Here is a 13,422-nt window from a genome sequence, read left to right on the forward strand (position 1 = left end):
GCGGTTCTATGTTTCCAGTGATCGATGGGAAAGCCCGTGTGCCCGACAACAAGCGAACCCGCCCGGATCTCGGTCGAGCTCAAAAGGGCGCTGGAGTTCTATCACGGAAGCGTCGAGGACCTGGTCCGCGAATTGATCAGAGTGCTGGGCGTGAACGAGACCGATCGGCGCGCACTGGAGATCGTCCTGCTCGAGGAGAAGTCCACGACGCCGGGCAGGCTGGCCGAACGGCTCGGCCTCACCGCCGCCGGTGTCACGATCATGCTCAACCGGCTGGAGAAACAGGGCTACATCGCACGGTCGCTGCACCCGACCGATCGTCGCCGCGTCATTGTGATGGCCACCGAGCTCGCGGCCGATCGGGTACAGGAACTCGTCGTTCCGATGATCGTCGAGAGCTACAAGATGTTGCTGAATTATTATGACGCCGCCGAACTGGAAATAATCGCGGACTTTCTCACCCGTGCGGGCGAACTGCAACGAATTCACCGGCAACGGCTGCGCGAGGTGGATCCCTACTCGCGCCCCTGAGAACACACACGCCGGTCGGCGTATTTCGAGGGAGAAAGCAGGAATTGAATGCGAACCTTCGACAACAGCGAAAACCCGGTGGCGGAGCCTGCCACCGATACCGAGCCTCGACCTCAGATTGTGCGACGGTGCGGCCACCCGCCCGAGGCGCGATCATCGGACCGGTTCCGGCGGCAGATGTCGCGTGCCGGGGTGGCGGCCGCGTTGGCGATGACGGTTATCGGGACAACGCTCGTGGTGCGGGCAGATTCGAGCCCGCCGGTGCGGGCGACCAGTGCGGGGGCTTTCGCGGGCGAACCCACCGCACGAATTTCCGGCTACAGCGCCGGCCGAAGCCTGTCCCTGGCGACGATCACAAGCACACCAGCGGACAACCCGAGCGAGGTCGCCGTGCCGGTCGACGTCTCGGGCGGCTACCCCGCTACCGATGCCGAGTCCGCCCCACCGGGCGCCGATTCCCCGAGCACGACCACTGCGACGGAAACGACGACAGCCATACCGACGGATACCGCGACAGCGAACTCGCCGGCTGTTTCGGTGAGCGCCAGTTTCTCCGCCACGGCCAGCCTTTCGGTCCAGGACACCGCCGATGTGCCGGACCCGGGTGCCGTCACGTCGACCTCGACATCCACGGTGACCGCCGCCATGACTCCGCCCGATCCGTCGACGATCACGGTGACAGCCGAACCGAGCACGGTGACGGTGTCAGCTGATCCCTCGACCATCACCGTCACTTCCACCACAGTGCCGGGCACCACCACGACAGCATCGCCCAGCACCACGACAACGACCGATCCGGCGAGTTCGACCACGACATCCCAGTCACCGGCGATATCCACGACACCGGCGATATCCACGACACCGGCGGCGCCGACGACCACATCAGCGCGGGCGACAACGACCACATCGGCGCGGTCGACAACGACCACGTCACCGACGACCACGCCCCCGCCCACGACGAAGCCGCCGCGTCCGACTCCATCGATCGCCCGCCCACCAGTCACCCCACCGAGGTGACGGCACCGGGACGATCGGTCTCGCCGCGCACGCGTTGCGGTCCGGTTCAGCCGGCGTCAGCGGCGGACCGCGTCGACGCCGAGTGTGCGAGGGTGGACGACATGACGGTAGAACGGTTCGAAGTGCAGCGGCAGGTCTCCGCGTCACCCTCGGAAATCTTCACACTGCTGTGCTCCCCCGAAGGGCACGTAGCGATCGACAGTTCGGGCATGCTGCAATCGGCGGAGGGAAAGCCCGTCACCGGCGTCGGCGACGAGTTCATCGTGCACATGGATCGTGAGTCCCTCAACGACTTCCCGATGGGCAAATACGACGTCACAGTGATCATCACCGAGTTCGAGCAGGACAAGCAGCTCGAGTGGACGATCTCGGGCACCATCCAGCCGCCGATCGAGCACCTGTACGGCTACCGCCTCGAGCCCAGTGACATCGGCACCCTGGTCACCTCGTACTACGACTGGAGCAGGATCGCGCCCCGCTACCGCGAAGCGGCCATCTTCCCGATCATTCCCGAGTCCGCGCTGCGGGCCACGCTCGGCATCCTCGCCCGCACCATCCAGAAATAACCCTCTTCGCTGAACAGCGGCCTTCTCAGGGTTTGCGGCCGACGCCACCGACGATGCAGTTGCGGACGTCGGAGAGCGGGGTGAGGTGGGGACCGTCGGACCACCAGTCGTCGCAGCGGACGAGGCCGGGTTCGACCATGTCGAGGGTGCCGAACATGGCCTGGATTTCGTTGCGGGTGCGGAAGCGGCCGCTGCCCATCGGGCTGTGGATGAACTTCTCTTCCATTTTCCGGGCCAGCTCGCTGTATTCGGCGGTTTCCGGGTCGTGGAAGTGGGCGATCGCGACGAACGAGCCCGAGGGCAAGGCGTCGATGTAGGTCTGCATGAGGGCGGGGCCGTCGTCGCCGAGGTAGTGGTGCAGGGTGCCGATGTGAAACAGCGCCAGCGGGCGGGTGAAGTCGAGTTCGCGGCGAACCGTCTCGTTGCCGAGAACTTCCAGGGGTCGGAAGATGTCGGCTTCGGCGATGCGGGTGCGGCTGTTGCTGGCCAGTAATGCCTGCGCGTGGACGAGCACCGACGGGTCGTTGTCGACATAGACGACCTTGGACTGGGGGTTCACCCGCTGGACCACCTGATGGGTGTTCTCCGCGGTGGGCAGACCCGATCCGAGGTCGAGGAACTGGTCGATGCCCGCCCTGGCCAGGAATCGGCAGGCGCGGATCAGGAAATCACGGTTGGCCCAGGCGAGGTCGTTGACCTGCGGGGCGACGGTGCGGACCTGGTCCAGTACTGCGCGATCCACCTCGTAGTTGTCCTTGCCGTTGAGTGCGGCGTCGTAGACACGCGCGATACTCGCACGGGTGGTGTCTACCCCGACCGGAACAGCGCTGGGGTAGGCGGCAGAAGAATGCGACATCGGGAGCGCCTTTCGAGCATCGGAGCCAACTGGACGATTCAAGCCTAGGGCATCGGTTACGTTGGCAGACAAGCTATTCCGACTCGGCCGGGGCAGGCCGCGAGCCGGGTACCCGGAGTACCCGTATCGGTGGGCTCCTATTCCTCCGGTGCGTCCGGTCCCAGGATCTGAGCATGATCCAGATGCTCAAACCAGTCCCGGTGCCCGATTCGGCGGCGACGGGCAGGCGTTCGGTCGCCGTGCTCGTCGTCATCCTCACCGGCCAGTTCATGACGGTGCTCGACGGCTCCATCGTCAATGTCGCCATTCCGTCCATTCGGTCGAGCCTCGACACCGGTGGGGCCGCACTGCAATTGATCGTCGCCGGGTATGTGATCGCGTACGCGGTGTTGCTGATCGGTGGTGCGCGCCTGGGCGATCGGTTCACGCAGCGACGCACCTTCATCGCGGGGCTGGCGGGGTTCACCCTGGCTTCCCTCGCGTGTGGACTGGCATGGAACGAGCTGTCGCTCATCGTGTTCCGGTTCGGTCAGGGCGTCGGGGCGGCCGCGATGGCGCCACAGGTGATGACGTTGATCCAGCGCACGTTCGCCGGGGCGGCGCGAGCCAGGGCCCTGAGCATCTATGCGGCGATCGTCTCCGGTGGCCTGCTGGCGGGCCAGATTCTCGGCGGGTTGATCGTCGACGCCGATCTGGGCGGCACCGGTTGGCGTGGGGTGTTCCTGGTGAATGTGCCGATCGGCATCGCACTGCTGGTGCTGGCTCCGCGTGTTCTCCCGGCCACCGTCGCCCGCACCGATCGAACGGTCGACGGGCTGGGCTTGGTGACGCTCACGGCCACCGTGCTGTTACTGGTCGTGCCGCTGGTACTCGGCCGGGAGCTCGGGTTCCCGCGGTGGTCGTGGCTGTGTCTCGGGGCGGGCGTGCTCGGGGCGGCGGTGTTCGTTCCGGTCGAGCGGGCGGTCGCCGGGCGCGGTCGCGATCCCCTGTTCGCGCCGCAGGCGCTCGGCGCGCCCGGTCTGCTCGCGACTGCCGCGACCCTGCTCATGGTGATGGGAACCTTCGGCGGCTGGCTGTTCGTGAGCGCCATCCACATGCAGAGCGACCTCGGCTACAGCGCGCTGCGGGCGGGCACGCAGTTCTTGCCGATGGGTGCCACGTTCGCCGTGGCCGGACTGTCCTGGCAGCGCGTTCCGGCCACGCTGCACGCGCGGATGATTCCGTTCGGGCTGGTGCTGAGCGCGGCCTCGCTGGGCTGGCTCGCGTGGCTGCTGGGTGACGGCGCGGGTATCGGCATCGCGGCGTCGATCGCGTTCGGGCTGTTCGGTCTCGGTAACGGGCTGGCGTTCAGCCCGTTGATGACCCGGGCATTGGCCGCGGTGCCGGTGACACTCGCCGCCGACGCCAGCGGCATTCTCGTCACCAGCGTGCAGCTGGGGACCGTGGTCGGGATCGCGAGCATCGGGTCGGTGTTCTTCGAACTGGTGGGAACGACCGTGTCATCGGCGGCCGGCGCGGTCGCGGTCGTGCATCTGATCTGCGCGGCGATCACGCTTGTCGCCGCTGTCTCGGCGGCACTGGCTGTGCGCGGGATCCGCCGCCGAGCGCGCTGATCGCGGCGCCACCGGTCCTGAGCTAGCGTGACACCATGCACGAGCTCAGGGCCGGTGACATTTTCGCCGGCTATCGGATCGAGCGGGTGCTCGGGGCGGGCGGGATGGGGAGTGTGTACGCCGCCCGGCACCCGCGGTTGCCGCGTCTGGTCGCGGTGAAACTGCTGCACTCATCGTATTCGGCGGATTCGGTGTTCCGGGGTCGATTCGAGCGCGAGGCCGATCTCGCCGGGCGCCTCGATCATCCGAATATCGTGGCGATCCACGACCGCGGAAACGAGGACGGGCGGCTGTGGATCGCGATGCAGTACGTCGCGGGCAGCGACGCGGAAACGGCGATGCGCACAGGGGCTTTGGCCCCGCGGCGGGCGTTGCACATCGCACGGTCGACGGCGGACGCGCTCGATTGCGCGCACACGGCCGGGCTCCTGCATCGCGATGTCAAACCCGCCAATATTCTGCTGAGCGAGAGCGCGGGCGGCAGCGGTGAGCGGGTGCTGCTCACCGATTTCGGCATCGCGAAGGCAGTCGATGAGGGCACCGCGCTGACCGAGACCGGGACCTTGGTGGCGACGCTGCGATACGCGGCGCCCGAACAGCTCGACGGGCGCACGACGGGCGCCCGGGCGGACCAGTATTCGTTGGCGTGCACGCTGTTTCACCTGCTCGCGGGGCGCCCACCGTTTACCGCGACCAATGCGGGGGCGCTGATCGGTGCGCATCTGATGCAGCCGGTGCCGCGGATCAGCGAGATCGCGGCCGGCATGCCCGCCGCGATGGACGCGGTGTTCGCGCGGGCCCTCGCCAAAGATCCCGATCATCGATTCGCCAGCTGCGCGGAAATGGTCGCGGCGGCGTCGACGGCCCTGACCACCGGAACCGCTCCCGCTCGTCCCGTGACCGGCCCCGTCGGGCCGGCTCAGGCGGTCGACCACCTGGCGCGAGGCCCACAGGTCACCCTGGTGGGCCGAGACGCGATAGCTGGGATCGGCGGCGCGGGCAACCCGACGTTCGGTGTCGACGATCGGGCCGACTTCGCCACGGCCACCGATGCGGGTGCGCGTCGCGGAAACGCCAGGTGGTGGGTAGCGGGCGCACTCGGGGTGGTCGCCGTGATCACGATCGGAACTGTGGTCCTGTCGCTCCGGGATTCCGGGAGCACCGGAGCCGTTCCGACGAGCGCAACGGTCGCGCCGACCACCACCGTCGACGCGTGGGCGGCCGCGCGGCCCACGATCGCGATGTTCCCCGACCTGCTGCCCGCGAGTCCCGACAGTGCAGGGTATCGGGGACTGCGGTGCAGTTTCGCGACGAAGAGCGCGGAGGCGATGTGGGATACGGGGTTCGACTGCACCGACCGCGAAGGACTGCACGTGCAGGTGATGGCGCACAAGGATTCCGGGACCGTCGGACGGTTCGTCGCGACCCTGCCCGCCGGGGCGACCCAGCAGCCGCGGTCGCGGTACGGCAGACCGCTGACCGTGCACAGTTTCAACGGCTCCACCGGACCATGGCTGCTGGTGCGCTTCGACGCCGCGCCGTATTCGACTGTGCTGCTCCAGGTGTATTGGAAGGGCCACACCCATCAGGAGATGATCGACCAATGGTTGAGCACCGCACCTCTGTGACCGCACGACTGGCCCTGGGCTCACTCGCCGTTCTGCTCGTCGGCTGCGGCACCGTCGAGGGCACCGCGACGTCCGGTGAGATCGATGTCCGCTCCCTCGACGTGGGCAGCTATGCGACCGCGCCCGCCGATATCGAGGCGGGCCGAAAGTCCACGGACGGGCCGATTCTGGAAGGTCTGCGGATGGCGGGCGCGGTGGTGCTGCCGCACGAGGTCGATCCGGCGCTGACCCACAGCTGGGGCACCGATGTCCTGGACACACCGCGGCGGGCTTCGGACACCTCGGCGATCTCGAATGTGAATCTCGCCGTGCTGGAACGCCATCGGATGATCGTGGCCTTCGACGTCGCCGAGGGCAGCCAGGCCTTCGACAAGGCGAAACCGGCGATCGAGACCGACGCGCGGATCACCCGGGTGGTGCTGTTGCGGTTTCCGAGCGCCCCAACAGCCGCGGAGGCGGCACGGGAGCTCGAGGCGACCGATTTCCGGGTGAGTCCGGACAATCAGCCGGTACCGATCCCCGGTTACGCTGCCGCACACGCGCATTGGCGGCCCGGCATCAAGACGATCGGTGCCACCTTCGCCCACGGCGAGATCGTGGTGAGCATGTTCCTCCAGCATCCCTCACCCGACATCGACGCGCTGGCGAAACGCGTCGCGGCCGTCCTCGACGCCCAGATCCCCCTGCTCGACAAGTTCACCCCGACCGCGCCCGACCGGATCTCCGAGCTGTCCCGCGATCCCGACGATCTGTTGCGCCGCACCCTGATTCCCGGCCCGGCCAATCAGCAGATCGCCATCTCCTCGCGCGAGTTCGCGGCGTGGACCGGCCGTGCGGGACTGCACTACCGCCCCACCGAACCCGCCGAGCTCGGCGCGGCGTGGGATCGCGGTGGCGTGGACAGCGTGGCGAATTCCTACAGCACCACGCTGTTCCGGTTCCGTGACGAGGCCGCGGCCCTCGCCTTCGGCACCACGTGGCAGAACACGCTCAGCGCGGCAGCGCATCCTGTCGCGGCACCCGAAGGCCTGCCGCAGGCGCGGTGCGCGGAGCGGCGTGCGGGGACTGCGCCCGCACTGACCCGCTGCTATGTGAGTTACCGGCGCTACGGCGCGTTCGTCAGCGGCGCCGAACCCGCCGGGGTTCGCCAGCAGGCAGCGGCACAGTACGCGCTGCTGGCGAACGCTCAGTAGTTCGGAGCTGGTCTAGATCAGAGCTGGGCTTCGATCGCCTGCACGATCTCGGCGGCGTCGGGGGTCGTGCGCGGGCGGAACCGGCCCGCGACCGTGCCGTCGCGACCGACGAGGAACTTCTCGAAGTTCCACTGCACGTCGCCCGCCGCACCCTCGGCGTCGGCGGTCTCGACCAGCGCGGCGTAGAGCGGGTGCCGATCGTCGCCGTTGACATCGGCCTTGGCGAGCAACGGGAAATCGACGCCGTAGGTGACCGAGCAGAATTCCTGGATCTCCTCGGCGCTGCCGGGCTCCTGGCCCATGAACTGGTTGCTCGGGAAGCCGATCACGGTGAAACCGCGCTCGCCGTAAGTCTTCTGCAGTTCCACCAGGGCGCCGTACTGCGGGGTCAGGCCGCACTTGGAGGCCACGTTGACCAGCAGCACCGCCCGCTCGCCAGCCAGCTCGCCCAGTGTGGTGTCCTCGCCCGCCAGGGTCTGCACCGCAATGTCTCGAATGTTCGCGCTCATCACATCACCACCAGATCTCGTCTATGTCGGTTCGATCGCCACCGTACCGGAGCCCGATCGGCGCGCAAGTGTCCCGCTCGGCGAGAGAATCTGTAACACGTTCTTGTTTTGTGACGCGGTTCGCGGCACCATTCCTATGGATGGGCGGTGACGCCCGCACCCTGAGCACCGGAGGAAGCCCGTGAGCGACCAGCCACATCGGATCGATACCGTCCGCCCGCTGCGCGCGAGCGAGGTGACGCAGTGGGATTTCGACGCCGACGTGGTGGTGGCCGGTTTCGGCATCGCCGGCGTGTGCGCGTCGATCGAAGCGGCGCGGGCAGGCGCGAAGGTGCTCATTCTGGAACGGACCGGCGGCTGGGGCGGCGCGGCGGCGCTGGCAGGCGGATTCGTCTACCTCGGTGGCGGCACACCGTTGCAGAAGGCACTCGGATTCGACGACACCCCGGAGAACATGGCGGCGTTCCTCACCGCCGCGCTCGGACCCGGCGTCGACGAGGCGAAGATCAAGGACTACTGCGCGGGCAGCGTCGAGCACTACAACTGGCTCGTCGACTGCGGGGTGCCGTTCAAGGAGTCGTTCTGGGGCGAGCCCGGCTGGGAGCCCCCGCACGACGAAGGCCTGATGTACTCCGGTGGCGAGAACTCCGCACCGTTCCTCGACATCGCCGAACCCGCTCCGCGCGGCCACGTTCCGGAGCTGGCGGGTAAGAAGATCGGCGAGCGCAGCGGCGGCTACATGCTGATGAAGCCTCTGGCCGACACCGTGGCCGAGCTCGGCATCGACGTCGAGTACGACACCCGCATCCGCCGGCTGGTCGTCGACGACGAGGACCGGGTGGTGGGCGTGCTGGCCACCACCTACGGCAAGCCCGTCACCGTGCGGGCCGCACGGGGTGTCGTCCTGGCCACCGGCAGCTTCGCCTACGACACCGAGATGATCGACCGCTACACCCCGCGCCTGAGCGGCAGGCCCGGCGCGGCCATCGAAGAACACGACGGCATCGGCATCCGGCTGGCGCAAGCGCTGGGCGCCGAGCTCGCGCACATGGACGCCAGCGAGGTGGCCATCTTCGGCGATCCGCAGATGATGGCGCGGGGCATCCTCGTCAACGGACGCGGCCAGCGCTACGTCACCGAGGACACCTACCCCGGCCGCATCGGTCAGGCGACGCTGTTGCAGAACGACAACCAGGCGTTCTTGATCATCGACGAGACCTCGCTCGAGGAGGCCCTCGCGACCGAGAGCGCCACCCCGTTCTTCCGCTTCCAGCCCAAGTGGGTCGCCGAGACGGTCGCCGAGCTCGAGGCCGAGATGGGCCTGCCCGCACAGACATTGCAGACCACCGTCGCCACCTACAACCAGCACGCCGAGCACGGCACCGACCCGCTGCTGGGCAAGAAACCCGAATGGGTGCGCCCGATCAAGGGGGCGCTGGCCTGTTTCGACCTGCGCGGGTTCACCGCCGGGTTCACCCTCGGCGGACTGCGCACCGACCTGGATTCGCGGGTGCTGCACGTGAGCGGTGAGCCGATCGAGGGCCTGTTCGCGGCGGGTCGCTGCACATCCGGCCTGTGCGCGTACGGCTACGTCAGCGGGGCCTCGCTCGGCGACGGCAGCTTCTACGGCCGGCGCGCGGGCAAAGCAGCGGCCGCGGGCTGAACCGCGGACGACCCACCGCGCGGGTTCTGTCAGTACTCTGCTTGCAGCGTCACGCCCGACGACGAGTCCGGCTGGGCTCACGGGCTTTTCACGCCCGGGAGCAGGCGCGCCGAACGACAGACGCAATGCAGATCGGAGTTGGACAGTGCAAGCAGGTGGGACGTCCGCGGATTACGTGATCGTCGGCTCCGGATCCGCGGGGGCGGTGCTCGCGAATCGGCTCAGTGCCGACCCGGGCACCACGGTCGTGCTGTTGGAGGCAGGTCCGGCAGACGACGACAAGTTCGCCCACATCCCGGCCGCGTTCTCGAAACTGTTCCGCAGCGAGCGCGATTGGGACTATCTGACCGAGCCACAGCCCGAGCTCGGCGACCGGCAGATCTACTGGCCGCGCGGCAAGACCTTCGGTGGCTCGTCATCGATGAACGCGATGATGTGGGTCCGCGGTTTCCGCGCCGACTACGAGGAATGGGGGCTGCTGGCGGGCGAGAAATGGAATTTCGCCGCCGCGGTGGAGCAGTTCCGCAAGATCGAGAACGTCCAGGACGCGCAGTTTCCCGACGAAGGTTCCAAGGGGCCCCAGCACGTACAGCGCCAGCGCAGCCCGCGCGCGTCGACGCACGCGTTCCTCGAGGCCGCGCGTCAGGCGGGTCACGAGCTCGAATCGGCGAACCGGCCCGCGCCCGAGGGCTTTACCCAGACCATGGTGACCCAGCGCGACGGCAGGCGCTGGAGCACCGCCGACGGGTACCTGCGTCCGGCGATGAAGCGCGCGAACCTGACCGTGCTGGCGGAGTCGCTGGCCACCCGGGTGCTGTTCGAGGGCACCAAGGCAGTGGGCGTCGAGTACCGCAACGGCGGGCAGACCCTCACCGTGACCGCCGATCGTGAGGTCATCCTGTGTGGTGGGGCGGTGAACAGCCCCCAGCTGCTGCAGCTTTCGGGCATCGGCGATCAGGACGAGCTGAAAGAACACGGCATCGAACTGGTCGCGCACTCCCCCGAGGTCGGCGCGAACCTGCAGGATCACCTCATCTCGGCGCTCGGCTACAGCGTGGACTCCGATTCGCTGTTCACCGCGGAGAAGCCCCTCGAGCTGATCAACTACCTGGTCCGCCACCGCGGGATGCTCACCTCCAATGTCGGTGAGGCGTACGGCTTCGTGCGCAGCGAGCCCGACCTCGAGCACCCCGATCTGGAGCTGATCTACGCTCCGGCGCCGTTCTACCACGAGGGTCTGGTCGAAGCCACCGAACACGGTGTGGTGCTCGGCGCGATCCTGCTCCGCCCGCGCAGTCGCGGCAAGATCAGCCTGGCCTCGGCCGATCCGACGGCCAAGCCGGTGATCGATCCGCGGTATCTGTCCGATGCCGAGGGCGCCGACCGGGCCGCCCTGACCGCCGGACTTCGGGTGTGTGCCGGGCTCGCCGCGCAGCCCGCGCTCAAGAGCGCGCTGGGCGCGCTGATCTACCCACCCGAGGCACCCGAGGATCTCGAGGCGGCCATCGCGCTGACCATCGAACAGTTCTCGCACACCCTCTACCACCCGATCGGCACCTGCCGGATGGGCACCGATGCCGCCAGTGTCGTCGCCCCGGACCTGAAGGTTCGCGGCGTCGAGGGTCTGCGCGTCGCCGACGCCTCGGTGATGCCGTTGATCATCCGCGGCCACACCAACGCCCCCGCCATCTTCATCGGCGAACAGGCCGCGGACTTCATCCTCGCCGAGGCCTGACCCAGGTGCTGGTGGCGCGCGGGCGAGGGCGCGCCACCAGCTGCCTCATGCTCCCGCGAGGCCCAGCGAAGCGGCCGCGAGCAGCAGGTACGGCAGCGGATAACCCAGATCCGCGTACTGGCGCGCACGCAACACGGTGAATTCGGCGGCGACGAAATACAGCACGAGGCCGGCCGCGGCTGCCACCGCCAGCGGCCGATAGGCCAGACCGGCGAGCAGACCGAGTCCACCCGCCGCCTTGATCAGGGCCAGCGGCGTGAGCGTCCAGGACGCGATGCCGTAGTTACGCATGTTCTCGCGAACCCAGTCGGCGCGAACGACGTCGATCAGCGCAGCTGCCAAGGCGGCGACGGCCGCGAGCACGGTGACGACGAGATAGGTGGTGTGCATCGGATCAGATCCTCCGGTTTCGGTGATCGGCGCCTCTGTCATCGTGGAGACAGCCGCCGTGATGGGACAGCGAGTGCCGTCCCTCGGATAGACGACCGGCGCGAGCGAAAGGTGACCGATGCGCACTGACCGGACCGAAGTGTCGGCGCGCGCGTTCGAACAACGGCGCGACCGCCTGCGTGGCGTGGCCTTTCGGATGCTGGGTTCGGGAGCCGAGGCCGAGGACGCGGTGCAGGAGGCGTGGTTGCGCTTGGCCGGGACCGACACCGAGATCGCCGATCTCGACGGTTGGCTCACCACGGTGGTATCGCGGATCTGCCTCGATATGCTGCGCGCCCGTACCCGACGCGCCGAGATAGCGCCCCCTGAGACTTCCGTTCCGGTGGCGACCGGCGCGGGTGTGGATCCCGAAGCCGAAGCGGTGCGGGCGGATTCCGTCGGGCGGGCGCTGCTGGTCGTTCTCGACACGCTGGGCCCCGAGGAACGTGTCGCCTTCGTGCTGCACGATCTGTTCGCGGTGCCGTTCGCCGAGATCGCGCCGATGCTCGGGCGCACGCCGGCCACCACCAAGAAACTCGCCAGCCGGGCCCGGCTGCGTGTGCACGCGCCCGCCCGGGTAGAGCCGACGGAACTGCTCGCGCATCAGACCGCGGTGACGGCTTTTGTGCAGGCTGCTCGCGAGGGCGATCTCGGCGGACTGCTCGCGGTGCTCGCACCCGACGTGGTGCGAACCGCCGACCCGGCGGCGCTCTCGCCCGGAATGGCCCTGGTCGTGCGCGGCGCCCGCGCCGTGGCCGAGGGCGCTCTCGCGCTGCGGCGGCGCTCGCGCGAGGCGGTGCTGGTGCTCGTCGACGGCAGGCCGGGCCTGGTGGTGCCGGGAGCCGACGGACCGAATTTCGTGGTGACGTTCCTCGTGCGCGGTGGGCGCATCGCGGCTTGCGACGTGGTGGCCGCGCCGGATCGGCTGGCCGCGCTCACCCTGTCGCTGCTGCCCTGATCAGGATCCGCGAACGCCCGGATTCCACGTTTTGGCACTCGATGCAATGCTGCGGTCGATGCGTCGATCGCGGTCAGAGGGCGGGAACGCGGGCGAATCCCAACGGTGGTGTCGGTACGGGGCCCGAACGCAGTTCGTGGCGGAAGTCCGGGAGCAACGGCAGCATGTCGACATTGCGGGCGGCGTAGCAGCGCACCATCGGCAGTGCTCGCGAGACCTCCGCGCGTTCGACCGGCTCGGCGTCCACGAACGCGAGTGAGTCCAGACCCAGGCCGAGGGTGCCTGCGATGCGGACGATCGAGGCGGACTTGCGCCCCCAGCCCACCTCGACCGCCGAGAACATCTCGTACAGACCGTGGCGGTACAGCGTGTGCATGGTTCTGGCTCGGTCACCGCGTGCGGCGACAGCATGGAGCACACCGCGCTCGCTCAGTTTCGTCAGCGTGCGCAGTGCCGGTGGGCGCGGCGTGGTGCCGGTCTCGTCGTGGACGACACCCTCCCACAGGGTCTCGTCCAGTTCCCAGACCAGACAACGGACGGCAGGTCGCATGGCGCTGAACTCTACAACCACTGATAGCTAAGAACCAGACTTGTGATCCGTCACTACGGCGACCGCCAGGGGTGGGCCCCCTACCCAGAACCTGACAATCCATTCCGGTTTCCTTTGTCGTTCGTTAGGGTGGGGTTCGCTGGACAGCGGGGGGTACAGCCGAAACTGGCGAAG

General features: G+C 68.2%; 13 protein-coding genes. 8 read left to right on the forward strand and 5 right to left on the reverse strand.

What is annotated here, in order from left to right; all coding sequences use genetic code 11:
• Positions 1–24: 24 nt before the first annotated feature.
• Entirely contained in the window at positions 25–531 is a 507-nt protein-coding gene (locus ACWF99_RS03350; RefSeq protein ID WP_378631385.1) for a MarR family winged helix-turn-helix transcriptional regulator, read from the forward strand.
• Positions 532–944: 413 nt separating this feature from the next.
• Here ACWF99_RS03350 and ACWF99_RS03355 read toward each other — a convergent pair whose 3' ends face one another.
• Complete coding sequence (locus ACWF99_RS03355; protein WP_452534408.1) at positions 945–1,535, reverse strand: hypothetical protein; 591 nt, start codon at positions 1,533–1,535, stop codon at positions 945–947.
• Between the two features lie 114 nt (positions 1,536–1,649).
• On the opposite strand from ACWF99_RS03355, the gene ACWF99_RS03360 reads away from it, so the two are divergent.
• The gene (locus tag ACWF99_RS03360; RefSeq protein ID WP_378631382.1) at positions 1,650–2,114 is read left to right on the forward strand and encodes an SRPBCC family protein; all 465 of its coding nucleotides are present in this window, start codon (positions 1,650–1,652) and stop codon (positions 2,112–2,114) included.
• 25 nt (positions 2,115–2,139) lie between these two features.
• Here ACWF99_RS03360 and ACWF99_RS03365 read toward each other — a convergent pair whose 3' ends face one another.
• Positions 2,140–2,970: an SAM-dependent methyltransferase gene (locus ACWF99_RS03365; RefSeq protein WP_452534411.1), complete on the reverse strand. Its 831-nt coding sequence runs from the start codon at positions 2,968–2,970 to the stop codon at positions 2,140–2,142.
• 182 nt (positions 2,971–3,152) lie between these two features.
• Between ACWF99_RS03365 and ACWF99_RS03370 the strand changes: the two genes are divergently transcribed.
• From ACWF99_RS03370 to ACWF99_RS03380, 3 genes are read left to right on the forward strand one after another with little or no spacing between them, the layout of a single operon-like run.
• On the forward strand, positions 3,153–4,583 hold the full coding sequence (locus tag ACWF99_RS03370; protein ID WP_452534413.1) for an MFS transporter: 1,431 nt from the start codon (positions 3,153–3,155) through the stop codon (positions 4,581–4,583).
• Positions 4,584–4,618: 35 nt separating this feature from the next.
• On the forward strand, positions 4,619–6,211 hold the full coding sequence (locus tag ACWF99_RS03375; RefSeq protein WP_452534415.1) for a protein kinase domain-containing protein: 1,593 nt from the start codon (positions 4,619–4,621) through the stop codon (positions 6,209–6,211).
• The gene (locus ACWF99_RS03380; protein WP_452534417.1) at positions 6,208–7,404 is read left to right on the forward strand and encodes a DUF7373 family lipoprotein; all 1,197 of its coding nucleotides are present in this window, start codon (positions 6,208–6,210) and stop codon (positions 7,402–7,404) included. The genes ACWF99_RS03375 and ACWF99_RS03380 overlap by 4 nt, the downstream gene beginning before the upstream one ends.
• A gap of 17 nt (positions 7,405–7,421) precedes the next feature.
• On the opposite strand, the gene ACWF99_RS03385 is transcribed toward ACWF99_RS03380, so the two are convergent.
• Positions 7,422–7,913: a glutathione peroxidase gene (locus ACWF99_RS03385; RefSeq protein ID WP_452534419.1), complete on the reverse strand. Its 492-nt coding sequence runs from the start codon at positions 7,911–7,913 to the stop codon at positions 7,422–7,424.
• A gap of 181 nt (positions 7,914–8,094) precedes the next feature.
• Here ACWF99_RS03385 and ACWF99_RS03390 point away from each other — a divergent pair, with 181 nt between their 5' ends.
• Both ACWF99_RS03390 and ACWF99_RS03395 read left to right on the forward strand, forming a co-directional pair.
• The gene (locus ACWF99_RS03390) at positions 8,095–9,576 is read left to right on the forward strand and encodes an FAD-dependent oxidoreductase (RefSeq protein ID WP_378631374.1); all 1,482 of its coding nucleotides are present in this window, start codon (positions 8,095–8,097) and stop codon (positions 9,574–9,576) included.
• Between the two features lie 145 nt (positions 9,577–9,721).
• Positions 9,722–11,311: a GMC family oxidoreductase gene (locus tag ACWF99_RS03395; protein ID WP_378631373.1), complete on the forward strand. Its 1,590-nt coding sequence runs from the start codon at positions 9,722–9,724 to the stop codon at positions 11,309–11,311.
• Between the two features lie 45 nt (positions 11,312–11,356).
• On the opposite strand, the gene ACWF99_RS03400 is transcribed toward ACWF99_RS03395, so the two are convergent.
• Entirely contained in the window at positions 11,357–11,701 is a 345-nt protein-coding gene (locus ACWF99_RS03400; protein ID WP_452534421.1) for a DoxX family protein, read from the reverse strand.
• A 118-nt stretch (positions 11,702–11,819) separates the two neighbouring features.
• Between ACWF99_RS03400 and ACWF99_RS03405 the strand changes: the two genes are divergently transcribed.
• Positions 11,820–12,698 (forward strand): sigma-70 family RNA polymerase sigma factor, encoded by an 879-nt coding sequence (locus ACWF99_RS03405; RefSeq protein WP_452534423.1) that lies wholly within the window; start codon positions 11,820–11,822, stop codon positions 12,696–12,698.
• Between the two features lie 73 nt (positions 12,699–12,771).
• On the opposite strand, the gene ACWF99_RS03410 is transcribed toward ACWF99_RS03405, so the two are convergent.
• Positions 12,772–13,248 carry an HAD-IIIC family phosphatase gene (locus ACWF99_RS03410; protein ID WP_378631370.1) on the reverse strand — a complete coding sequence of 159 codons (477 nt, stop codon included), beginning with the start codon at positions 13,246–13,248 and terminating at the stop codon, positions 12,772–12,774.
• Positions 13,249–13,422: the final 174 nt, after the last annotated feature.

Source organism: Nocardia sp. NPDC055002 (assembly GCF_053608825.1).

Bases quoted from the DNA above. Each gene is read 5' to 3' on its own strand.
- ACWF99_RS03350 (WP_378631385.1), top strand. From the start codon at position 25: ATGGGAAAGCCCGTGTGCCCGACAACAAGCGAACCCGCCCGGATCTCG.
- ACWF99_RS03360 (WP_378631382.1), top strand. From the start codon at position 1,650: ATGACGGTAGAACGGTTCGAAGTGCAGCGGCAGGTCTCCGCGTCACCC.
- ACWF99_RS03365 (WP_452534411.1), bottom strand. From the start codon at position 2,970: ATGTCGCATTCTTCTGCCGCCTACCCCAGCGCTGTTCCGGTCGGGGTA.
- ACWF99_RS03370 (WP_452534413.1), top strand. From the start codon at position 3,153: ATGCTCAAACCAGTCCCGGTGCCCGATTCGGCGGCGACGGGCAGGCGT.
- ACWF99_RS03375 (WP_452534415.1), top strand. From the start codon at position 4,619: ATGCACGAGCTCAGGGCCGGTGACATTTTCGCCGGCTATCGGATCGAG.
- ACWF99_RS03385 (WP_452534419.1), bottom strand. From the start codon at position 7,913: ATGAGCGCGAACATTCGAGACATTGCGGTGCAGACCCTGGCGGGCGAG.
- ACWF99_RS03400 (WP_452534421.1), bottom strand. From the start codon at position 11,701: ATGCACACCACCTATCTCGTCGTCACCGTGCTCGCGGCCGTCGCCGCC.
- ACWF99_RS03405 (WP_452534423.1), top strand. From the start codon at position 11,820: ATGCGCACTGACCGGACCGAAGTGTCGGCGCGCGCGTTCGAACAACGG.
- ACWF99_RS03410 (WP_378631370.1), bottom strand. From the start codon at position 13,248: ATGCGACCTGCCGTCCGTTGTCTGGTCTGGGAACTGGACGAGACCCTG.